The organism is Micropruina sp., from assembly GCF_047607385.1.
Classification (GTDB): Bacteria; Actinomycetota; Actinomycetes; order Propionibacteriales; family Propionibacteriaceae; genus Micropruina.
In genome coordinates this window covers 15,302-37,117 of sequence record NZ_JASGDE010000187.1, presented here as the reverse complement: position 1 = coordinate 37,117, position 21,816 = coordinate 15,302, and the positions used below count along the sequence as shown (strand labels likewise).

Here is a 21,816-nt window from a genome sequence, read left to right as displayed (position 1 = left end):
GGCCGAACTCGTCGTGCGTCGTCCCTAGCCCGGACGGTGGGCCGCCAGCAGGGCGGCCAGCCGTGCCGTCCGGGCTCGGGAGGCCTCGTCGAGCAGCAGCGTCCGGGCGATGCCGGCGTCGATGTTCCGGGCGGCGGTGGTGGCCAGCAGCTGGGTGGTGTGCACGTTGACGGTGGCCAGCCCGAGCCGGCGGCGCAGCGGCCCCTGATCGACGGCCAGCGACTGGACGCGGGCATGCGGCACCACCATCTGCACCCGGGTCAGCCAGCCGGCCCGGGTGAGCAGCACCGAGTCGTCGTATCCCCAACCCACCCAGGAATGGCTGATCGGCTGCAGCCAGCGGGCCCGGTCCGGGGAGGGTCGGACGTCGATGGCGTCCAGCCGCAGCCCCGGCCAGATCGTCGCCAGCACCAGTTCGAGTTCGGCGCGGGTGCCGATCGGCAGCAGGATGCTGGTGGTGCCGGACTGATCCTCGTCATGGGCCAGGCCGTGATTGCCCAGCACCGCCATGTCGACCCGGTACAGGCCGAGCCGGCGCCACCACAGCGGCTGGGCGATCCGCAGCGACTGGATGCGGTGCCGCGGCACCGACTGGCTGGTCAGACTGGTCAGACCCCGGGTTACCTTGAGACCCGGTCCGCTGCGCAGGAACGCGTAGTTCCACTGTCCGATGACGCGCCGCACCACGAAGCTCCACAGCGCGCCGACGCCGGGCAGCGCGGCCCCGAGCAGCAGCCATGGGCTGTCGAGAACGGCGCCCCGTCCGCCGGGGTCGAGCGCCAGCAGCCCGGAGGCCACGATCAGGATCGGCACGGTCAGCAGCAGGAACTCGTGGGACAGCACCGCCCCCAGCACCAGCCGCTGCGGCGGCACCCGGACCAGCACCTCGTCGGCGGCCCCCAGATCGTTCAGGACGCCCGTGCGGACGTGTTCGGTGAGTTCCGCCGACCGGACGCCGTGGGCGCGGGCCAGCAGGTAGTCGCGGACGGCGGCCGCCCGGGTGCGGGACAGGTAGCGCAGCTTGTGGCCGCCCTCGGCGCCGACGTCGATGGAGATCTCGGCCAATCCGAGGAGTCGTGCCGCGAACGGCTCGGTGATGTCGACGGACTGGATGCGGTCGAAGCGGATGCGCTGCGAGGTCTTGGTCAGCACCCCGGTCTCGATCCGCAGCTCGTCGTGGTCGACGATGAACGAGGTGGCCCGCCAGTCCAGGTAGGCGAACGCGATCAGCACCAGCACCAGGGCCGCGCCGCCGGCCGTGACCCAGGTCAGCGGCGGCGGGCGGAAGCCCTCGCCGCCGTTGAGCAGCTCGCGTCCGAGGCTCCACGCCACCGCCAGCACCAGCACCCAGGCGCGCACCAGCGGGGTGAGCGGATGCGGCTTCTCGACCAGTTTGGCGGTGGGGGCGTCCGGGGTCGTCGTGAGCGGGCGGATCTCGGCACCGACTGCTGTGCCTGAACCCGCCCGGTATCCAGGGGTCGTCGGCCAGCGCAGCCGACTCGGGTCGGGCCACCCGCCGAACCGGCCCGGCGGCACGGTCACAGGCCGTCCTCGTCGCCGATGCCGATCGCGGTAAGGCGGTCGCGGAGCTGTTCGGCGTCCGTCTTCGGCAGGCCGGGGATCTTCGCGCCCGACTGCAGGCTGGCGGTCACCAGTTCGACGCTGGCCAGGCCGAGGGCGCGGGTCAGCGGACCGCTTTCGACCTTGACCGCCTGCATCCGGCCGTAGGGGATCACGGTGAGCTCCCGGAACCACAGCCCGTGGACGAGATAGAGGTCGTCGTCGCGTTCGGCGTAGCCCCAGGCGCGCACCCAGCGGGCGAGCCGGAACCACCGCCAGGCCGCCCAGACCAGGCCGAGCGCGATCGCCGCGGACGCCCACCGCCAGTCGGTGAAGATCCACAACGCGGTCGCGGCGGCGCCGAAGACGATCACCGTGGTCACCAGCATCCGGACGCGCAGCACCGTCGCGAAGTCGGGCGAGATGCGCAGCCACTCGTGATCGGGCGGGGCGAACAGCGCGTCGTCCATGACCATCACCCTAGAGGCTGCAGGGGAAGAGGCTGCCCGGTGGGGTGGGCACAGTCGGCAGGGCGGCCGTGCCGCCGACCCGTGGCGGGTTCAGTTCCTCTTGTCCTTGGGGCGCTTGACGCGCGCCTCGACGCCGCCGAATCCGACGAAACCACGGACCACGACCTTCGGAGCACCCGGCGCGGGCGGGCTGGTGACCTTGGCGGTGGCGCCGCCGAAGATCGCCAGCGCCCGGTTCTCCAGGTCGGTTCCCTCCGGCACCAGCACGTCGATGCCGCCGAACAGGCAGAACACGTTGATCTCGCAGGTGTTGTCGGTGAAGGTCGCCTCACGGAGATCGAGCACGGTGCCGCCGAACAGGTTCAGCACGCTGAGGTTGCGGCGCGGCTGCCAACGTCCCCGCCGCTCGGTGCCGCCGAACAGCGTGACGATCAACTCGGGCTCGGCGCCGGCCTGACCCGGTGCCTGCGACCATGCCTGGCTGGGGGCGGCGGTGTCGTCCAGCGCCACCAGGTCACGGGTCAGCGGGACGAGGTCGTCGAACGTCTCGGCGATCGTGGCGGCCTGCATTCGCTCGGCATGCTCCTCGGCGGTGATCCGGCCCTCCGCGTAGGCGGACTCGAGCAACGTGACCACCTTGTTGCGGTCACCCTCCGACACCGGCAGATGCCCGCCTACCGCCGGACCGACGTCGCTCGGCTCGGGGTACCTGGGAAAACTCGACTCGGGATTGCTCATAGTCCGACGCTAGTCGCGTCCGGCGTCCCGGGGGCAGCCGCTCGGAGGCCGGCCAGGGTAGGTGGAGGGGTCTCCCTGACCGGACGCCCCGCGCCGATTGTGCGCTCGGCGAGCGGTTCGGGCTAGACTGGCCCGGCCCGGTCACCAGGCCGTGCGGGCGTAGTTCAATGGCAGAACATCAGCTTCCCAAGCTGAGAATGCGGGTTCGATTCCCGTCGCCCGCTCCGAGACGAAACACCTAGTCGGAGCCGGGTAGACGTCCCGCAGACAGACAGTTGGAAGAGCGATAAGACCCCTTCCGTGCATCATCGTGCGTCAGCACGGCTCACGGAGAGGGTCAGCGCCATGCCGAGCGCCACCACGAAACGACGATCCCGCGGCGTCCTGGGCGCCGTGCGCCGGCTGCCGTCCGGCCGGTTCCAAGCGTCCTACCGGCACGACGGCGAACGGTTCACCGCGCCGTACACGTTCGACACCCGCGAGGCAGCGAACGGCTGGCTCGCCGCTGAGCGGGCCGATCGGGCACTCGGCAGCTGGCGCGATCCCCGGCTCGGTCAGGTGAGCCTTGACGACTACGCCCGCGGCTGGCTGGCGGCACGGACCGACCTCGCGCCGCGCACCCGTGACCTGTACGGCCGGCTGCTCGACGCCCGCGTGCTGCCGGCCGTGGGCGATCCGGCGTCCGGCCGGCTGGCGCTGGGCCGGCTCCCGCTGGTCGCGCTCACCCCGGCCCTCATCCGGACCTGGTTCGCCCGCATGTCGGCCGACTGTGCCCGCGACGCCGCACGCCCGACCCGGCGCCGGCCGGCCAACTCGACCCACGGACCCAACTCGGCCCGTGCCTGGGCCATCGCCCACGGCTACCCGGTGAAAGCTCAAGGCCGGCTCCCTGACGCCGTTCTGCGGGCCTGGGAGACTGCGGGCCAGCCAGAACCTGGCACAGGGCCGCGTAAGGGCCGCACGGGCCGCACGACGGCCGCCCAGGCCTATCGGCTGCTGCACGCCATCCTCGCCACGGCCGTCACCGACGGGCTGATCGTCACCAACCCGGCCATGGTGAAGGGTGCCGGCACAGTGCATCACCCGGAACGGGAGACCGCGACCCCGGCCGAGGTTGCTCAGCTGGCCGACCTGATGCCGGCGCACCTGTCGGCAGCGGTCTGGTTGGCTGCCTGGTCCGGGCTGCGGCGCGGTGAACTGCTCGGCCTGGCCCGCCGCCACGTTGACCTGAGCGCCGGCACGGTCCGAGTGGAACGCTCCCTCGGCCTTGACCGGCAGCTGCACCGGACGAAGACCCGGCAGTCGGTGCGGACCGTGTGGCTGCCGGCCCCGGTCGTGCAGCTGCTCGCCGAGCACCTGGCCCGGCATGTCGATGCCGGCCCGGACGCGCTGCTGTTCACCAGCGCCACCGGCCGACCTGTCGCGGCGTCCAATCTGCTCACCGCGTTCCACCGAGCACGCCAGGCCATCGGCCGGCCGTCGCTCACCTGGCACGACCTACGGCACACCGGCGCCACCCTGGCCTATCAGGCAGGCGGCAGTGTCCGCGACGTTCAACACCGGCTCGGCCACGCCACCGAACGGGCCGCGATGATCTACGCCCACACTTCCGACCAGTCCGGCAAGCTGCTCGCCGACCGGCTCGGCGCCATGTTCTGGCCCGACCCCGACCGGCCCGAACCGACCAGCCCCGACAGTGCGCCGGCCACGGCTGCCCGGCATGGCAGCCCTGGCGGGCCACGGTTGACGCTGGTCGCCACCGACAGGACCGCATCATGAGCCGGCTCGATGGTCGCGACTGTGGCGGCTGCGGCCGGCCGCTCATCGCCGCACCCGACGATCAGGCGCTCATCGCGATGGAAGAGTGGTGGGAAGACGAGCAGGACCGCACCTGGTGCCTCGGCTGCGAACCGGCCCCGGCCACCGGCCCCGACGCCGAGCGAGCAGCACCGGACGCCGATTCGAGCGTCCCGACCCAACCGCAACCGATGGGGGCCGCGCGATGAGCCGCAGCTATACCCGCCTTACGCTCGCCTGCCCGGCTGGGCATCACGTCTGTGAAGTGTCCGGGTCGGCGGCGCTGCCGGGCTGGGGTCGGCCCGGTTCGTGCGCGGTCCGGCCCTGTCGGGACTGGCGTGTCGGTCAGTTGGTCCCTGGCGTGCCTGGCGCGCCGGCCGTTGCGTCGCTGACCCTGGCCGACTTGTCCGGGCGGCTCGGGCTGACAGCGCCCACGCCAGTCCGAGCCCTTTACCGCGTGCTTGAGCGTGCCGGCCTGATGCGCGGCGCCGGCGCTGACGCATGGGTGCCGTTGGACGCTCTCGGCCGCTGGGCGTGGAGCGTGCCTGCTCGGTGTCCGGCTGGCTGCTCGGTGCTCGGCTGGCCGGGTGTCCGGGTGTGCTCGGCTGGCCAGCGTCCGGCGTGTTAATCGAACAACGTCGGGAAATGCCGGTCGGCGTGGACTCCCGTGGACTTCATGGGAGTCCACGGGGCGCAACTGCGCACAACTCCGTGTAGTCTCTTGCCTAGTTACAGACGAGTTCTGAGCCCCGGAAAGGCGGCCCCGGCCCACTTCCCAAGCTGAGAATGCGGGTTCGATTCCCGTCGCCCGCTCCACGAACGCCCTAGTCAATGCGGGTTCTCGTTCGAAATCTCCCAAAAGACAATCGAGGCAATTTCGGCCCGTGCCCTCCAGGGGCTGAAGGCAGGCACGTGGACATCAACACACCGGACTCACTCCCACTCAGTGCGCGAAGTCCTTGTAGCAGCCGGATCAGAGGAGGCTCTTGATGAGTTTCATGGTGGTGTGGGAGACGATGCGGCGTACCGCGGGGAGGGGGTACATCTTCTCGGTTTGGAATCGTTCGTAGGCGTTGCTGTCTGCGACCTCGACGCGGATGAGGTAGTCGATGGCGCCGTAGACGCGGCGCACTTCGGTGACCTCGTCGTAGGTGGTCAGGGCGGTCTCGAACTCCTCGACTACGTCTTGGCTGGTCATGGTGATCTCGACTTCCATGTAGACGCAGAACCCTCGTCCGGCAGCCTCGGGATCCAGGCGTGCCTGGTATCCGGCGATCACACCGTCCGCCTCCAGCCGCTTGACGCGGCGCAGGCAGGGGGCGGGGGTGAGCCCTACCCGGGCGGCCAGGTCGACGTTGCTCAGTCGGCCGTCTCGGGTCAGTTCGGCCAAGATTGCGCTATCCGTTCGATCTAGGCGTTGACTATTGCTCATGTACCGATTCTACAGCCATGACGAGCAATCCTGTTGCGTAGAAGGCGCGATAAAATGGCTTGGAGAATCTTGCTTACTAAAGGGGTTGGTCTGATGGCTCGGGTGCGTCCGTTCGCGCAAGTCGATGTGTTCTCCCACCGGGCGTTCCTGGGGAACCCGGTTGCGGTGGTGCTGGATGCCGAGGGGCTGGACGAGGAGGCGATGCAGCGGGTGGCACGGTGGACGAACCTGTCCGAGACCACCTTCGTGCTCCCGCCGACCACGGATGTAGCGGATTACCGGCTGCGGATTTTCACCCCCGGAGGGGAGTTGCCGTTCGCCGGGCACCCGACGCTGGGCTCTGCGCACGCGTGGCTGGAAGCCGGCGGCGTTCCCCAGGGTTCCGGGACGGTGGTGCAGGAGTGCGCGGCCGGCCTGGTGCAGGTCCGCCGGGGCGACGGCATCCTCTCCTTCGCGGCGCCGGAGACCCGCCGCACGGGCGCGCTGGAAGCTGAGTTCCTGGCCCGAGTGGTCGCCGCGTTCGGCATCGACCCGGGCGCGGTGCTGGCACATCAGTGGGTGGACAACGGCCCCGGCTGGGCGGTGTTGCGGTTGCCGACGGCGCAGGACGTGCTCGATCTGGAACCCGACCTGTCGCTGATCCCCGACGCGATGGTCGGCGCGATCGGCGACTACCCGGAGGGGTCCGAGCACGCCTACGAGATGCGCACCTTTGCTCCCGGCGTCGGCGTCGCCGAGGACCCGGTGTGCGGGTCGATGAATGCCTCGGTCGGCCAGTGGTTGGCCCGCACCGGGCAGGCCACCGGCATGTACCGGGTCTCCCAAGGCGGTCGCCTGAGCCGGGCTGGGGACATCACGATTACCCCCGACGAGGCCGGGAACGTGTGGGTCGGCGGCGCGACCACCACCCTTATCCACGGCACCATCACCCTCTGAACCGAAACGCACACCACCCGTCATGGACTTCCCTGAACGCCGTGCAACCGTTCCGGCTGTTCCACCCGACCGGCACCCCAGAACCCCCAGGCGCAGCCCCGTGACGGCTCACAGCGCCGGGACGGCGAGCGAGCGCGGGTCGCTGCCGGTCGCGGTGATCTCGCTGCTGCTGGCGACCCTGTTCTGGGCCGGGAACTACGTCATCGGGGCCGCCGCGGTCACGACCATCGACCCGCTCAGCCTGGTGCTGCTGCGATGGAGCATCGCGGTGATCCCGCTGCTGGTGATCGCCCAGCTCACTGAACGCCCCTCCTGGCGGCAGGTGTTCGCAGCGTGGCCGTGGCTGATCGCGGGCAGCCTGTTCGGGCTACTGGGTTACAACCTGCTCCTGTACGCAGCGCTGCAGCACACCGACGCGTTCGACGCGTCTCTGATCAACGCGTTCAATCCCGCCCTGATCACCCTCGCCGCTGCGGTATTCCTGCGCGAACGTCTCAACCCCCGTGCCGCCGCCGGCGTGCTCATCGCGCTGGCCGGCGTGCTTGTGGTCCTCTCCGGAGGCAACCTGGCCACGCTCCTTAGCGGCTCGGGGTTCGGGACCGGACAGCTGCTCATGATCGGCGCGATCATCGCCTGGACCGCCTACACCATCACCGGCCGCCGCGGCCCGCGACTGCCTCCGGTCACCTCGACCGCGATTCAAGCCGCCATCGCCGTCCTCGTCCTTACCCCAATCAGTCTCGCCACCGACGGACCCACCCTTCCCGCCACCGGCGATGCGGTGTGGGCTCTGGTGTTCATCGGCATCTTCCCCTCGGTCCTGTCCTACCTGCTGTGGAACCGGGCGCTCACCGTCCTACCCGCCGCCGGAGCCGGGGTCTTCCTCAACCTCATCACCGTCTACACCGCCACCTTCACCATCCTCGCCGGCCACCCCTACACGCCCGCGCAGATCGTCGGCGGCGGCATCGTCATCGCCGGCGTCATCCTCACCAACACACCCAGTCGGCGGGTACCTGCCCGGACGGCCGATCAACGTCAGGAGCAGACCTGACCGAGTTCAGTCAGGATGCCGCCGCCTGTGTCGTCCCTCTGGCCTACCTGGGTAGGCAGCCTCGCCATGGCGGGCCAGAATGATCCGGGTCGTTGGGTGGGTGCCGCTCACCGACGCACGATAGCGAAGGAGAGCGTTCGCTCGAAGGATCAGGCATCGACTGCGGGCCACCGGAGCGGCTGCGTCCCAGCCACTTGAACGGACACAGTTCGGTGGGTTGCTAGCGTGCAAGCCATGCATGCACCGTCCGGCGACACCGTGCCGACAAGTCGCGTGCGTCCAGCGCAGAGGTACGCAGCGCACTCGTCCTACTCGGATCCCGGTCGCCATGCCGCGTTGCTCGAGGAGATCGAGCCGAGCATCGCCGGTGCGTCCGCGGTGGCGCAGAATCTGATCGCTCACTACCGGTTCTCGAAGGTGCCTTTGCCGGAATCCAGCAACGACGACATCAACGCCCGCTGGCTCAGCGCGATCGTGGAGATCGACCAGGGGCGGCACGCTTCTTCGCTGCTGGCGCCACGGCCCGAAGCGGAGCGGGTCCAAGGGTGTTGCCGAGACCAGACCCTGCTCGCGGTCGGCGTCCTGCGCCAGCACGGCATCCCGGCGCGAGGCCGGGTCGGGTTCGCCGACTATCTGCGCCCGGGCTTGCGGATCGATCACGTCGTGGCCGAAGCCTGGATGGACGGCCGGTGGATCCGTTTCGACCCTGGTCTTGAGGAGCCTCGCGGACGAGTGGCGAATCCCTGCGACATCGTCATCGGCGAAGAATCTCCATTCCTGACGGCCGCCGCTGCGTGGTCCGATTATCGGCAGCGTGGGCGATCCGTCGATGACCTCGGTGTTCGCATCGGACCGGTGGACTTCACTGGTCCGCTGTTCGTGCTGTCGTACCTGATCCGGGACGTCGCCCACCGCTTCGGCGATGAACTGCTGCTGTGGGACAGCTGGGGCGCCATGCCTTTTCCCGGCGGACAGGTCGACCTCGAGTTGGGCGACGTCCTCGCCGATCTCGTGCAGCGGGCCGATCGCGGTGACGGGGACGCTGAACGCGCATTGCAGGAGTTGTACGAGCAGGACTCGCGGATTCGCGTGGGTGACGAGGTGCTTCAGTTCTCTCCGCGAGGTGAGCCTCCCGTCCGAGTGTTGCTGGCCGCGCCATCTCGCTGATCGAGTTTGACGAAACCCGTTGCCAACGGGGTCTCGACAGGCTCGACCAACGAAAGTCGGCGCTTTCCCTCAGGGTGGACGTCCGACTCAGCCGTGTTCCCGACCGGGCAGTGATGCGCCGCCTAGAAAGGCTTCGTAGTCGGCCTTGGCGTCCGGGTCGACGGTGGGGATGATCGAGCTGTACCGGGTATCGCGGCGGTCGCGATGCGGCCCCGAGAGCCAATACTCCTCGCCGGTCTCGGTATCGGCGAAGTTCGCGTCGAAGCGGGCGGGAATCCGGCGCAGGGTCTTGCCGTGCCATCGGGCCGTGTTCCAGGTGCGATTGAAGGAAACCACGCTGATCCAGGCCGGACCCTTGTCGGTGTCGTATCCCGTCTTCAACTGCACGAACATGATCCGGTCGGCCATGCGGTCATTCTTGTCGACCGTGCCCATTCCCACCAACCGCTCGCTTTAGGAGAGCGCGGGGAGGAGGGGCGCGAGGAGCAGGATCAGACCTGTGCGGTCTCGCGTTCCTGGTACTCCCGCGGTGAGAGTCCGTGGAAACGGAGGAAGGCTGCGGTGAACGTCGGCAGGTGGGCGTAGCCGACGCGGCGGGCGATCGCGCTGGGCTTGGCGCCGGCGGCGAGCAGGTCCCGGGCGATGCGCATGCGGGCGGCGTAGCGCCAGCGGGAGAAGGTCATGCCGGTCTCGGTGCGGAAGGCCCGGTGGAGGTCGGTCGGCAGGTCATGTGCCGCTACCGCGTCGGGTTCGCCGATGTGGCGCAGGTAGTGCAGGGCCGCTTTCCGCGCGTGGGGCTCGGACGGCATCGGCACCTCGAGCGCCCGCTGTGCGGCGACCTGCTCGGTGAACAGGTCCAGGATCTGGCGGGGGTCGTAGTCGTGGGATTGCAGGATCGACCGGGCGCTGACCGAGCAGAACATCAGGTAGTCGTCCCAGGCGGGGGAGAACTGCACCTGCAGCGGCGCGGTCAGCTGCAGGTCACGGGGGCTGGCGTTGCCGAGCGGCAACGAGACCGAGTCCTGCCGCAGCACCGTCACGTGCTCGATCTCGGCCGGTATCCAGGTCGCATCTCCGCGCTGCCGTTCGTAGCGCTGATCGCCGGTGTCGAGGTAGCCGCTGCCCCGGTAGACCCAGCTCAGCACATGGCTGTCATTGGTGTGCGGCGGCGTCCGGACCTGCGGCAGCAGATCGGGTGCCAGCGAGGTGCCGTCCCCTCGCATCATCCGCACCAGATCGGTGCCGCGGCGCACCACGCCATCGCCGACCGCCCGGTCGCCGCCAGGACGGACGGCGAGCGCACTGGTGAACTCGTGCGGCGTCATCTCGTACTGCTGCCGGAAGGCGCGAGTGAAGCCGTTGCGGCTGGCGAAACCCACCCGGGCCGCGACGGCGTCCACGCCGTAGCCGGTCGCCAGCAACTCGACCGCCGCGCACAGTCGGCAGCGCAGCCGCCACTGCTCGAAGGTGAGCCCGGTGTCGGCGACGAAGTGGCGCAGCAGCGTGCGGGGGCTGGACAGCACCCGCACCGCCCACTGCTGGATGGTGAGGTCGAGGGCGGGGTCGCGAAGCAGTTCCTCGGCCACGGCCCGGGCCACCTCCGCCTTCGGTGTCGCGGGTGGGTCGTGGTGCGCAGGTGCCGCGTCATGTCCGCCCGCGACCGCGGTCGGGGGCGATCCGGGACGCCGCAGCAGGTCGGCGATCGCGTCCCAGGAGTAGCCGAGACCGCTGAACGGCGTGACCTGCAGGTTGAACTGCTGGATCAGCCAGTCCTGCCAGTCCTCGGGAACCTCGAACCGGGTCGTCTCGGACGGACCCCCACCGACCTCGGGCCACAGCGGGAAGGCGACGGTGCCCGGCTCGGTGACGATCTCGCGTCGAATGCCCGCGGGCATCCAGACGCCCTCGCCGGCACGGACGGCGAGCGTTGCCGCTTCGTCGACGCACACCTGCGCGGTGCCGGTGCGCACCCAGAGCAGCAACGGAGAGGCTGGGGCTCCCGCTGACCGGGCATGCGCCGCCGGGATCGCGGGAGGAGCGTTCATGGCAAGAGTCTCGGTAGGGGCGTTGATCCTAACTATATGGCGATCTACGCACGCCATATCGAGTTAGGTTTGCCTAACCTTAGCAGCGGCCCTCTCGCCGAGGTGGCGTGCGGCCTGCTTATCCACCATGCGATCGGAAGGGCTGAGCTTCAGCATGCCGAAAACCTCACGCCGGCTCACGGTGCACCCACTGACCCTGCGGGAGGTGCAGGTGTCCAGGGTCGTCGATCTGACGTCCGGGATGCGGCGAGTGACCCTGGTCGGCGACCAGTTGGGCGCCTTCACCTCCGACAACGGGTTCCCGCAGCCCGCCTTCGACTCGCCCGGTTTCGACGACGACATCCGGTTGGTGTTCTGCTACCCGGGTCAGACGGCCCCGGTGTTGCCGGTGCAGAAGGAGAAGGGCCTCGACATCCCGCGCGACCCGGGCCCACTGTCCCGGGTGTACACGGTGCGGCGCTGGGACGCCGCCACCGGCGAACTGGACGTCGACTTCGTCAAACACGGCGTCGGCGTGGGCACCACCTGGGCCTACCGCGCCCAGCCGGGGGACCGGATCCACTTCATCGGCCCGAGCACGTCCAAGAGCTTCCCGTCGGCCGCGGACTGGCTGCTGGTCGCCGGGGACGACACCGCGCTGCCCGCGATCGCCCGGCTGCTCGACGAGCTTGCCGAAGATGCGCGCGCTCTGGTGTTCATCGAAGTCGCCGAGATGGAGCACCGGATGGAGCTGCGCCAGCTGCCGGGTGTTCAGGTCACCTGGCTGGTCCGGCACGGGGCCGAGGCCGGCACCACCAGCCTGCTGTGCGACGCGATGCGGGAAGCGGGATCACTGCCGGGGCAGGTCTTCGCCTGGGTCGCCGGCGAGCGCAGCACGGTGCGCGACCTGCGACGGTACCTGGTCGAGGAACGCCAGATCCCCAAGGAAGACATCGACTTCACCGGGTACTGGCGCCGCGGTGAGGTGGTGGCCTCGGAAGAGGACGCCGCGATGCCCGATCCCGCCAAGTCAAAGACGCCCTTCGAGAAGCTGCACGATCTGACCGAGTTGATCGCGCCGATCGCGATCCGCACCGCCGTCGAACTGGACGTGGCGGAGCTGATCTCCCGCGGAGTGACCAGCGTCGCCGAGCTCGCCGCCAGGACCAAGACCGACGAACGAGCGTTGGGCAAGCTGCTGCGCTACCTGCAGGCCCTCGACCTGCTGACCCAACCCGAGCCCGGCCACTACCGACTGGCAGCGATCGGCGAGGTGCTGACCAACGAGCCGACGGTGGACTACCTGCACCCCGACGGGGTGTCCGGCCGCGAGATGCTCGGCATCTTCGGGCTCACCGAGTCGATCCGCACCGGCAGAGCCGCCTACGCCTCGGTGACCGGACGGACCTTCGCCGACGTCCGTGCCGAGCAGGACTACGAGGACCGCTACCTCGAGCGGGTAGCGGGATTCCAGTCCGCGCTGGCGGTGCCGATCGCCCAATCCGAGCTGCTGGCCGGCGTCAAGCACCTGGTTATCCACTCCGCCGGAGCGGGTGCGCAGGCCCGGGACTTCCTCGCCGACCACCCCGACCTGACCATCACCATCTGCGCGCTGCCCGCCCAAGCCGACTGGCTGCGTCGCGACCTGCCCGACACCATCCCCGACGAGCAGCAGCGCGCTCGGGTCACGGTGGCCGAACAGTCCGTCTTCGAACCGAGCCCGGCGGCAGACGCCGTCCTGATCGTCCGGTCGTTCAAGAGCCTGCCGGACGCCGACGCCGCCCATGCCCTGCGCCGGGCGGCGGAGAACCTGCTTCCCGGTGGACGGGTGCTCTACGTGGAGGAGACCTTCGACCTCGACGACCTGGACGAACACCACGGTGAGGCGGACCTGCTCGGCCTCGCGGTGCACGGCTCCGGGCTCCGGACGCCGGACGAACTCGTCGCCGTGTTCGGCAACGCCGGCCTGGACCGCAGCACGACGCACACCGTCGGCTGGGGCACCGAAGTCCACGAGCTGGTGCGCCCGCTGCCCAGCTAGCCCCGTCGGGCTGGCCCTGCCCGGCTACTGCCCGTCCCCACTCGTCCCTCCCTTCCCGAACCGAGAGAAAGAAGACCCCGTCATGCCCCTCCCCACCGTCAAGCGACGCGCCACAGCCGTGGCCACCGGTCTGCTCGTCACCGCCTTCGGCCTCGCCGCGTGCAGTGCTCCCGCGGCGGCGCCTTCGGCCAGCCCCAGCGCCAGCGCACCGGCGAGCCAGACCCGCCAGGTCGAGACCAACGACGGCACCGTGACCGTCCCCGCCAACCCGCAACGGGTCGTCGCGCTGGTGAACGCCGCCCTGGCCTACCTGGACATGGGCGGCAAGCCGGTCGGCATCACCGAGGTCGACGAAGGAACCCTCGCCGACCTCCCCGCCGAGCAGCAGGCCGCCTACAAGGCGGCCACGAACGTCGCCACCAGCAGCGGCGAGATCGATCTGGAGAAGGTCGCGTCGCTCAAGCCGGACGTCATCGTCATTCAGACCGGCGACTCCCAGTACGGCAAGATCGGCGACGAGTTGAAAGCGATCGCGCCGGTGGTGTTCCTGAATCAGGAGAGCGACTGGAAGTTCCGCGTCGAAGCCTTCGCCGGTGCCGGCAACCTGCTCGACACGCTGAACCAGCAGAAGGTGAAGTACCAGCAGCTCACCACCAGCATCAAGCAGAACTACGCCGACGTCCTCAAGACCGCGAAGATCGTCGAGACCTACCGGTTCGCCGGGGCGGAAGCGGGGCAGTTCGCGATCAACCAGTCGCTGTGTGCCGAGGCGGTCAAGGAGGAGGGCATCGTCAACTTCGAGGCCAGCGCCCCGATGTCTTTCGAGCAGATCGGCAAGCTCGCCAAGTACGACCTGATCCTGTACAACGCCCGCAGCGACGGCCAGCCGACCGCCGGCATCCAGCCGCTGCTCGACACCAACGCCTGGAAGCTGCTTCCGGCGGTGAAGGCGGGCCACGCGAAGCCGGTGTACTGCCCGTGGGGTCGCTCCTACGGCTTCATGGCGAAGTACCTGGAGGGGCTCGACCAGGCACTGGCGACACTGCCGAAGAAGTAGTGACCACCACCACGATCACCGGCACCCCAGGTTCGGGCGCGGCCACCGCGCCCGAACCCAGCCGGAGAATGCTCGGCCTGTTGGCGGCGGTGGCGGCGCTGCTCGTCCTGCTGGTGCTGAGCGTCACCGTCGGCGGGACGACCATGTCCCCGGCGGCGGTGTGGGACGCCCTGGTCAACGCCTCGGACGGCTTCGACCAGTTCGCCATCCGCGACTTCCGGCTGCCCCGCACGATCGTCGGCCTGGTCGTCGGCGCCGCACTGGGTGTGTCGGGTGCGTTGATCCAGGCGCTGACCCGCAATCCGCTGGCCGACACCGGAATCCTCGGCGTCGGTGCCGGTTCCTCGTTCGCGGTCACGGTCGCGGTGGGCGTGCTCGGAGTCCGCGACATCAGCGGCTACATGTGGTTCGCCTACGCCGGGGCGCTGGTCGTGACGGTCATGGTGCTCGCGCTCGGATCGACCCGCCGCGGACAGTCGCCGGTGCTGATGGTGCTGGCCGGGGTCTGCGTCAGCGCCGTGCTGACCGGCGCGAGCTCGGCGCTGACCCTGACCAATCCGGAGGCCTTCGATCAGATGCGCGGCTGGAGTGCCGGCAGCATCATGGGGCGCCCGCTGGAGCTGATCTGGCCGGTGCTTCCGCTGCTGGTGGTGGCCCTGCTGCTGGCGTTGAGCGTGACCGCGTCCCTCAACGCGATGGCGCTCGGCGACGACGTCGCGGCCGCGCAGGGCGTCCGCCTGGGGCTGTCCCGGGTGCTGACCGTCGCCGCCATCACCTTGCTGGCCGGAGGCGCCACCGCCATCGCCGGTCCGATCGGCTTCGTCGGCCTGATGGTCCCTCACGTCGCCCGCTGGTTCGTCGGCCCGCATCAGGGCTGGATCTTCGCCTACAGCATCGTGCTGGCACCCAGCCTGCTGCTGGCCTCCGACATCCTCGGCCGAGTCGTGATAGCGCCCGGCGAGATCCCCGTCGGCATCGTCACCGCCTTCGTCGGTGCCCCGGTGCTGATCGGCCTGGTGCGGCGCAAGAAGGCGAGCGGACTATGACCCTGGAGACAGCGACGCCGGAACGCACCGCGCGGCACGGGCAGCCGATCGACTTCGGACGTCGCGTGCTGGTGATGCGCCGGCACCGGTTCGGGCTCCGGGTGGATCTGCGCAGCGTGCTGGTCTGCGGTGTGCTCGCCGTCCTGATGATCGCCCTGGTGCTGGCGGCGTTGGCCACCGGTTCCTACCAGCTCGGTTTCGACCAGGTCGCTGCCGCGCTGACCGGCGGCGAGTCCAAGCTGGTGCGCCAGATCGTGGTCGAGTGGCGGCTGCCTCGGGTGACCGCGGCGCTGCTGTTCGGTGCCGCGCTCGGGCTGAGTGGTGCGATCTTCCAGTCGCTGATGCGCAACCCGCTCGCCGACCCGGGAATCATCGGGTTCTCGCAGGGCTCCCACACCGGTGCCCTGATCGTGATCCTGGTCATCGACGGCAACTACCCGCAGCTGGTCGGCGGGGCGCTGCTGGGCGGGATGGGCACGGCCGTGATCGTCTATCTGCTCGCCTATCGGCAGGGCGTCCAGGGCTTCCGCCTGATCATCGTCGGCATCGGGCTGTCGGCGATGCTGGCCTCGGTGAACACCTGGCTGATGCTGAAGGCCAACCGGGAGGACGCGCTGGCCGCGGCCGCCTGGGGCGCCGGCTCGCTGAACGGGACGTCCTGGGTGCAGGTCGTCGTCGGCGGTGTGTGCATCGCCGTGCTGGCGACGGTGGCGGCCGGGTTCAGCCGGCCGATGCGCCAACTCGAGCTGGGCGACGACGCGGCGGCATCGCAGGGCGTCCGGGTCGGGCCAGCCCGGTTCGTCCTGATCATCGTCGGCGTCGCGTTGACCGCCACCGTGACCGCGGCGTCCGGGCCGATCGCGTTCGTCTCGCTGGTCGCGCCGCAGATCGCGCGCCGCCTCACCCGCACCGCCGGGATCACCCTGGTCCCCTCCGCGTGCGTGGGCGCGGTGCTGTGCGCGGCGGCGGACTACTTCGCCCAGCACCTGGTATCGACCCCGCTCCCGGTCGGGATCATCACCCTGATCATCGGCGGCTGCTACCTGGGCTACCTGTTGTTCCTCGAAGCCAGGAGACGGCTATGACCACCCTCACCGCGCGACTCCGGGTGGAGTCCGCCAGCATCGGCTACGACAAGCGGATCGTCTCCGACAACCTGTCGGTGACCATCCCGGACGAGTCCTTCACGGTGATCGTCGGCCCGAACGCGTGCGGCAAGTCGACGCTGCTGCGCGGGCTGTCGCGGCTGCTCAAGCCGTCGGCCGGACGGGTGATCCTGGACGGCAACGACATCGCGTCGTACCGGACCAAAGAGGTGGCCCGGCGGGTCGGGCTGCTGCCGCAGACGGCGATCGCCCCGGACGGCATCACGGTGGCCGACCTGGTAGCCCGGGGCCGCTACCCCTACCAGGGGTTGGTCCGGCAGTGGACGACGGACGACGAGCAGGCCGTGGTCCAGGCGATGGAGGCCACCAACACCACCAGCCTGTCCGGACGCCTGGTGGACGAGCTGTCCGGCGGGCAGCGGCAGCGGGTCTGGGTCGCGATGGCCCTGGCCCAGCACACCGACATCCTGCTGCTGGACGAGCCGACCACCTTCCTCGACATCACCCACCAGATCGAACTGCTGGAGCTGTTCACCGATCTCAATCACGTCGGCCACACCCTGGTCGCGGTGCTGCACGACCTGAACCACGCGGCGCGCTACGGCACTCACCTGGTCGCCATGAAGGACGGCGACATCGTCGCCGAGGGCAGCCCGTCTCAGATCGTCACCGCGGAACTGGTCGAAGAGGTCTTCGGGTTGCGCTGCCTGGTGGTGCCCGATCCGGTGGCGGGAACGCCGTCGGTGGTGCCGCTGGGCCGGGAACGAAGCCGAGAACGATCGTGAGCCGGGTCGACCCGACCGGCTTCAACCGAGGCCCACTGACCCGGTGGCTGCCGGTGCTGGGCCAGGCCGCACCGGAACCGCCCAACGTCCGTCCTTTCGAAAGCCGGGCGTCCGACACCCCCGGCCGGTTCGTCGTCCGGGTGATCTTCTCGATCCCGCGGATCACCGTCCCGGCCATGCTGCTGGCGATCACCTGGCAGGTCGGCGAGTCTGCGGTCCCGGTCGTGATGGGGCTGGCGATCGACCGTGCCCTGGCCGCCGGCGACGCGAGCCAGCTGCTGCTCTGGATCGGCGTCCTGGTGGTGGTGTACATCGCCTTGACGATGGCGGCCAGGTTCACCGGCCGGCTCAACGTGACCGCGCTGCAGTTGTTGCAGCACCGGCTCCGGGCCACCCTGTCCAGCCGGGTGCTGCACCCCCGGCACACGACGGTCCGGCCCCCGGACGGCGGGGTGGTGTCGATGATGACCAACGACGTGGCTCGGGTGAGCAACGCCGTCCTGCTGCTGACCATGTCGATCTCGCGGATCGTGTCGATCGTGTTCATCGCGGTCTCGCTGCTGGTCGTGCACTGGCTGCTCGGCGTGCTGGTGCTGGTCGGCGCGCCGCTGGTGGTGTGGTTGATGGGGATGCTCTCCCGGCGGCTGTCCCGCAGCACCCGCGAATACCAGGATCTGCTCGCCGCGACGGTGGGCCGAGCCAGCGACCTGGTCGCCGGCTATCGGGTGATCAAGGGCATCCGCGCCGAAGCCGAAGCCACCCGCCGGTACCGGCAGGCGAGTCAGCAGACCCTGGTCGGCGCGAAACGGAACGCCGCCGTGCTGGGCCGTTTCCTGGTCGCCTCGGGGGTGGTCAACGGTGTCTTCGTCGCCGCCGTGACCGGGCTGGCGGGCTGGTTCGCGGTCGACGGACAGCTGAGCATCGGCGGGCTGATCGCCACCGTCGGGCTGACCCAGGCGCTGCTGCCGCAGATCCAGGGCATCGTCGGCGCCTCGATCCCCAACATCGCCACTTCCCAGGCCTCGGCGGCGCGCATCCTCGAGGCCCTCGGCAACGCCTGCCCGGTGGGCTCCGGAGCCGACGCGCCGGCCTGGTCGGGCGGTACGGGGGCGGACGGGTCCGAGCGGTCACCGGACGCCGGCGTGCTGGACGTCGGTGTGTCCGGAGTGCCGCATCGGGTGGCGCCCGGCGAACTGGTCGGGCTGCGGGCCGACGACCGCACCGCGGCACTGGTCGCCGCAGCGCTGCTGGACCCGCACGCCCAGCGACCCCCCGGGGTCGAGATCCGGCTCGACGGGCATCCCGTCGAGCGGCTGGCGCCGGCCGAGTACCACGCCCGGGTGACCGTCTCGCCGCACCGGATGACGTTGTTCAGCGGCACCATCCGCTCGAACCTGACCAGCCCGTCCAGCCCGTCCGATGTGGCCGACCGGCTGGACGCGGCGGTGTGGGCGGCGGCCTGTGACGACTTCGTCACCGACCTGGACGCCCTGGTCGGCGAGGACGGCAACCGGCTCTCCGGCGGCCAGCGGCAGCGCGTCGCGCTGGCCCGGGCGCTCGCCACCGACACCCCGATCCTGGTGCTGCACGACCCCACCACGGCGGTGGACTCGGTCACCGAACAGGTCATCGCCGAACGGTTGCGCGAGGTCCGCTCGGGCCGGTCGGTCCTGCTGATCGGGTCGTCGCCGGCCCTGCTCAGCTGCTGCGACCGGGTGATCGACCTGAACTCCGCGACCTCTGAGGCCGCTGGCGACGCGTCCGAGCGGACGGTGGCGTGATGAGCGCGGCGGCAGGCACGAACACGGCGGCCGAACCCGGGCTGCCGATCGCGTCCGGACGGGAGACGGGGCGCGAACTGTGGCGAATCAGTCGCGGTCACCGGGCCAGGCTCGCCGCGATCGGGGTGCTGGGGGTCGGCGGCGCCGGCTTCGGCCTGACCTTTCCGTTGGTCACCGGGCACCTCGTCGACCGGGTGCAGGCGGGCACCGCCGACCTCGGCGTCGTGCTGACCGTCACGGCGGTGATGGTGGCTGCGGCCGTCGTCGGGGCGGTCGGCAGCGCGGTCACCATCGTGCTGGCCACCCGGACCTACCACACCATCCTCGCCGCGCTGCGGGAACGGCTGGTGGGTCGGGCCATGACGCTCCCGCAGCATCGGGTGGAGCGTTCGGGGACCGGGGACCTGATCTCGCGGAGCAGCGATGACGTGACCACCGTGGCCGACGCCGCCCCCGCGGTGATCGGCGCGGTCACCACCACGGTCTTCACCATCATCGTCTCGCTGGCCGGCCTGGTGGCGCTGGACTGGCCCTATGCGGCGGCCTTCGTGGTGACCCTGCCCATCTATGTCGTCGGGATGCGCTGGTATCTGCGGACCGGACCCCAGGTGTATCGAGCGGAACGGGCGGCGATGAGCGCCCGCGCCCAGCAGATCGTCGAATCTCAGCGCGGCTACGCCACCGTGATCGGCTTCGGGCTCGCCGAACAACGCCACCACAGCGTGCTGCGGGCGTCCTGGGGGGTGGCGATCCAGGCGGCTCGGGCTCGGACCGTGCAGAGCATGTTCAACGCGCGGCTCAACTGCGCCGAATGTCTGTCGCTGGCGACCGTGCTGGTCACCGGCTTCCTGCTGATCCGGGCCGGCTCCTCGACGATCGGCGCGGCGACCGCGGCGATGCTGCTGGTGCTGCGGCTGCTCGAGCCGATCAACCAGCTGCTGTTGGTCATCGACGTGGTGCAGTCGGCGGCCGCGTCCCTCAACCGGATCGTCGGTGTGACCGCGATCCCGGACGCCGAGTCGTCAGAACCGGGGACGTCCGAGCCGAGGACGTCCGAGCCGGGGGCCCCCGAACCCCGGACGACCGGGGACGGGTCCGTCCGGCTGCGCGAGGTGTCGTTCCGTTACGACGGGGGACCACGGGTGCTGGACGACATCGACCTCGACATCCCGGCCGGCCGGCAGCTGGCCGTGGTCGGTGCGTCCGGCGCGGGCAAGACCACCCTGGCGGCCGTGATCGCCGGCATCCACCCACCCGAGACCGGCACCGTCAGCCGTCCCGACCGGACCGCGGTGATCACCCAGGAGGTGCACGTCTTCGCCGGAACCCTGCGGGAGAACCTCACGCTGTCCGCGCCCGCGGCGAGCGACCAAGAGATCCGTCAGGCACTCGAAGCGACGGGGGCCGCCGCGATCCTCGACCTGGTGCCCGACGGGCTGGACACCCGGGTCGGCTCCGGCGGGCACCAGCTCACCGACGCCCAGGCCCAGCAGATCGCCCTGGCCCGGCTGCTGCTGTTCGATCCCGAGCTGGCGATCTTCGACGAAGCCACCGCCGAGGCGGGTTCGACGCAGTCCAGCCTGCTGGATCGGGCAGCCGAGGCGGCGCTACGTGGACGGACCGGGCTGGTGATCGCCCACCGACTCTCCCAGGCCGCCGCCTGCGACCGGATCGTGGTGATGGAGCACGGCCGGATCACCGAGACGGGAACGCACAGCGAACTGATTGCGGCCGGGGGAGGGTACGCCGGGCTGTGGGCCGCGTGGCAGGCCGGACGAGGCGTCCGGGAGGTCGACTGAACCCGAAGACGCCGCCATCCGATGTCCGACCGGACGGATGCTCTCGCGCGGTCGGGTCTGATTGTTCTCAGCGTCCTGGACATGTTCACCATCGGGATCGGCCCATCGTCGTCGCACACGGCCCCGAACCCGAAAACTCCCGAGTCGATTGCTCGACACCGGCGTGTCGCCCGCCAATTCGGAATCGACTTGGGGATTTTCGGGAACCGCGGCGGCGGTCGAGCTATCGGGCGTTGGAAGGGCTGCGGTCAGTCAGCGGGGCGCACCACGCAAGCACCGGGACGGGCGAACGGGGCGAGCTGCAGTGGCTGGTCCGATAGCTCGTCGATCAGGCCCTGGTGAATGCTGCAGACCACGTCGGGGAGTTGCCGGGCGGTGTCCAGCAGGGGGCAGGTGAGCAGTTCGATGCCGTCCTCGGTGACTCGGGGGGCGAATCCTTGGGCGGCCAGGGTGGTGACCAGGTCGGCGTCGGCGTGCTTGAGCCGGCGTCCCCAGCGCCGGCCCAACTCCCGAGCCGCCGAGGCAGGTTCGTGGCCGCCGGCCAGCTGTTCCGCCACCGCGGCGACCAGGGCCGGCCCGCCGTCCCAGCCGTCGTCCTGGCCGGCCACCTGGCGTCCGGCGACGGTGGCCCGATAGGCCCGGGGTGGACGTCCACGGCCGCTCGCCGGACCCGGTTCCTCGATCGCGAAACCGTCGCTGACCAGGTGTTCCAGGTGCATCCGGAGGCTATTGGGGTGGCCGCCCAGCTGGCCGGTCAGGTCGGCGATGGTGCGCGGCTCCTCGGTCGCCGCCAGGCTGCGCAGCACCCGTAACGCCGCGTCCGTCGGACGGTCGGTGCGGGCCGGCTGCGGACCCAGCGGGACGGACGCAGGCGTCCCCGACCCCGGCGTGCCGCGTCGAGGCTCGGCGCGGACGGCCGCGGATCCACCCTCGCCAGGCTCGGCGAGGCCTCCGCCGGCCGCCGTCGGCGCCGATGTGCTCATGCCCCGCATCCTAGTGATAGTTTTTACATATAAACATGGA

The 21,816-nt window shown here is 70.2% G+C and carries 20 protein-coding genes and 1 tRNA gene; 14 read left to right on the top strand and 7 right to left on the bottom strand.

Going from position 1 to position 21,816, the window contains the following annotated elements; genetic code table 11:
* Positions 1–24 precede the first annotated feature (24 nt).
* The 3 genes from QM582_RS16335 to QM582_RS16325 form a co-directional block, all read right to left on the bottom strand.
* Positions 25–1,542, bottom strand: a complete 1,518-nt coding sequence (locus tag QM582_RS16335) for a PH domain-containing protein (RefSeq protein WP_415086165.1) — start codon at positions 1,540–1,542, stop codon at positions 25–27.
* The gene (locus tag QM582_RS16330) at positions 1,539–2,030 is read right to left on the bottom strand and encodes a PH domain-containing protein (RefSeq protein ID WP_415086164.1); all 492 of its coding nucleotides are present in this window, start codon (positions 2,028–2,030) and stop codon (positions 1,539–1,541) included. The genes QM582_RS16335 and QM582_RS16330 overlap by 4 nt, the downstream gene beginning before the upstream one ends.
* Positions 2,031–2,120: 90 nt before the next feature.
* Positions 2,121–2,768 (bottom strand): DUF1707 SHOCT-like domain-containing protein, encoded by a 648-nt coding sequence (locus QM582_RS16325; RefSeq protein ID WP_415086162.1) that lies wholly within the window; start codon positions 2,766–2,768, stop codon positions 2,121–2,123.
* A gap of 153 nt (positions 2,769–2,921) precedes the next feature.
* On the opposite strand from QM582_RS16325, the gene QM582_RS16320 reads away from it, so the two are divergent.
* The 3 genes from QM582_RS16320 to QM582_RS16310 all read left to right on the top strand — a co-directional run bounded on the left by QM582_RS16320 (position 2,922) and on the right by QM582_RS16310 (position 4,774).
* Positions 2,922–2,992, top strand: a tRNA-Gly gene (locus QM582_RS16320).
* A gap of 121 nt (positions 2,993–3,113) precedes the next feature.
* Positions 3,114–4,547, top strand: a complete 1,434-nt coding sequence (locus QM582_RS16315) for a tyrosine-type recombinase/integrase (RefSeq protein WP_415086160.1) — start codon at positions 3,114–3,116, stop codon at positions 4,545–4,547.
* Complete coding sequence (locus tag QM582_RS16310; RefSeq protein ID WP_415086158.1) at positions 4,544–4,774, top strand: hypothetical protein; 231 nt, start codon at positions 4,544–4,546, stop codon at positions 4,772–4,774. The genes QM582_RS16315 and QM582_RS16310 overlap by 4 nt, the downstream gene beginning before the upstream one ends.
* A gap of 764 nt (positions 4,775–5,538) precedes the next feature.
* Here the strand turns inward: QM582_RS16310 and QM582_RS16305 are convergent.
* Positions 5,539–5,955, bottom strand: coding sequence for an Lrp/AsnC family transcriptional regulator (locus QM582_RS16305; protein ID WP_415086156.1), 417 nt, complete (start codon positions 5,953–5,955; stop codon positions 5,539–5,541).
* 135 nt (positions 5,956–6,090) lie between these two features.
* Between QM582_RS16305 and QM582_RS16300 the strand changes: the two genes are divergently transcribed.
* The 3 genes from QM582_RS16300 to QM582_RS16290 all read left to right on the top strand — a co-directional run bounded on the left by QM582_RS16300 (position 6,091) and on the right by QM582_RS16290 (position 9,154).
* Positions 6,091–6,933, top strand: a complete 843-nt coding sequence (locus tag QM582_RS16300) for a PhzF family phenazine biosynthesis protein (RefSeq protein ID WP_415086154.1) — start codon at positions 6,091–6,093, stop codon at positions 6,931–6,933.
* A gap of 100 nt (positions 6,934–7,033) precedes the next feature.
* Complete coding sequence (locus QM582_RS16295) at positions 7,034–7,987, top strand: DMT family transporter (protein ID WP_415086152.1); 954 nt, start codon at positions 7,034–7,036, stop codon at positions 7,985–7,987.
* Between the two features lie 234 nt (positions 7,988–8,221).
* Positions 8,222–9,154: a transglutaminase domain-containing protein gene (locus tag QM582_RS16290; protein WP_415086150.1), complete on the top strand. Its 933-nt coding sequence runs from the start codon at positions 8,222–8,224 to the stop codon at positions 9,152–9,154.
* Positions 9,155–9,241: 87 nt separating this feature from the next.
* Here QM582_RS16290 and QM582_RS16285 read toward each other — a convergent pair whose 3' ends face one another.
* Both QM582_RS16285 and QM582_RS16280 read right to left on the bottom strand, forming a co-directional pair.
* Complete coding sequence (locus QM582_RS16285) at positions 9,242–9,562, bottom strand: hypothetical protein (protein WP_415086148.1); 321 nt, start codon at positions 9,560–9,562, stop codon at positions 9,242–9,244.
* An 83-nt stretch (positions 9,563–9,645) separates the two neighbouring features.
* Positions 9,646–11,199: a helix-turn-helix domain-containing protein gene (locus tag QM582_RS16280; RefSeq protein ID WP_415086146.1), complete on the bottom strand. Its 1,554-nt coding sequence runs from the start codon at positions 11,197–11,199 to the stop codon at positions 9,646–9,648.
* Between the two features lie 154 nt (positions 11,200–11,353).
* Between QM582_RS16280 and QM582_RS16275 the strand changes: the two genes are divergently transcribed.
* From QM582_RS16275 to QM582_RS16240, 8 genes are all read left to right on the top strand, one after another.
* Complete coding sequence (locus QM582_RS16275; protein ID WP_415086144.1) at positions 11,354–13,219, top strand: SIP domain-containing protein; 1,866 nt, start codon at positions 11,354–11,356, stop codon at positions 13,217–13,219.
* An 82-nt stretch (positions 13,220–13,301) separates the two neighbouring features.
* On the top strand, positions 13,302–14,276 hold the full coding sequence (locus QM582_RS16270) for an ABC transporter substrate-binding protein (RefSeq protein WP_415086143.1): 975 nt from the start codon (positions 13,302–13,304) through the stop codon (positions 14,274–14,276).
* Positions 14,276–15,322, top strand: coding sequence for a FecCD family ABC transporter permease (locus QM582_RS16265; protein WP_415086141.1), 1,047 nt, complete (start codon positions 14,276–14,278; stop codon positions 15,320–15,322). The genes QM582_RS16270 and QM582_RS16265 overlap by 1 nt, the downstream gene beginning before the upstream one ends.
* Entirely contained in the window at positions 15,319–16,407 is a 1,089-nt protein-coding gene (locus tag QM582_RS16260) for a FecCD family ABC transporter permease (protein WP_415086139.1), read from the top strand. Before QM582_RS16265 ends, QM582_RS16260 begins: the two co-directional genes overlap by 4 nt.
* Complete coding sequence (locus QM582_RS16255; RefSeq protein ID WP_415086138.1) at positions 16,404–17,213, top strand: ABC transporter ATP-binding protein; 810 nt, start codon at positions 16,404–16,406, stop codon at positions 17,211–17,213. Before QM582_RS16260 ends, QM582_RS16255 begins: the two co-directional genes overlap by 4 nt.
* Positions 17,210–18,994, top strand: coding sequence for an ABC transporter ATP-binding protein (locus QM582_RS16250; protein ID WP_415086136.1), 1,785 nt, complete (start codon positions 17,210–17,212; stop codon positions 18,992–18,994). The genes QM582_RS16255 and QM582_RS16250 overlap by 4 nt, the downstream gene beginning before the upstream one ends.
* On the top strand, positions 18,994–20,793 hold the full coding sequence (locus QM582_RS16245; RefSeq protein ID WP_415086133.1) for an ABC transporter ATP-binding protein: 1,800 nt from the start codon (positions 18,994–18,996) through the stop codon (positions 20,791–20,793). The genes QM582_RS16250 and QM582_RS16245 overlap by 1 nt, the downstream gene beginning before the upstream one ends.
* Before the next feature lie 21 nt (positions 20,794–20,814).
* A complete protein-coding gene (locus QM582_RS16240; protein WP_415086131.1) occupies positions 20,815–21,135 on the top strand; it encodes a serine dehydratase beta chain in 321 nt (106 codons plus the stop codon).
* On the opposite strand, the gene QM582_RS16235 is transcribed toward QM582_RS16240, so the two are convergent.
* Positions 21,042–21,776: a helix-turn-helix transcriptional regulator gene (locus tag QM582_RS16235; protein ID WP_415086129.1), complete on the bottom strand. Its 735-nt coding sequence runs from the start codon at positions 21,774–21,776 to the stop codon at positions 21,042–21,044. The two genes, QM582_RS16240 and QM582_RS16235, sit on opposite strands and share 94 nt — an antisense overlap.
* Between the last annotated feature and the right edge of the window lie 40 nt (positions 21,777–21,816).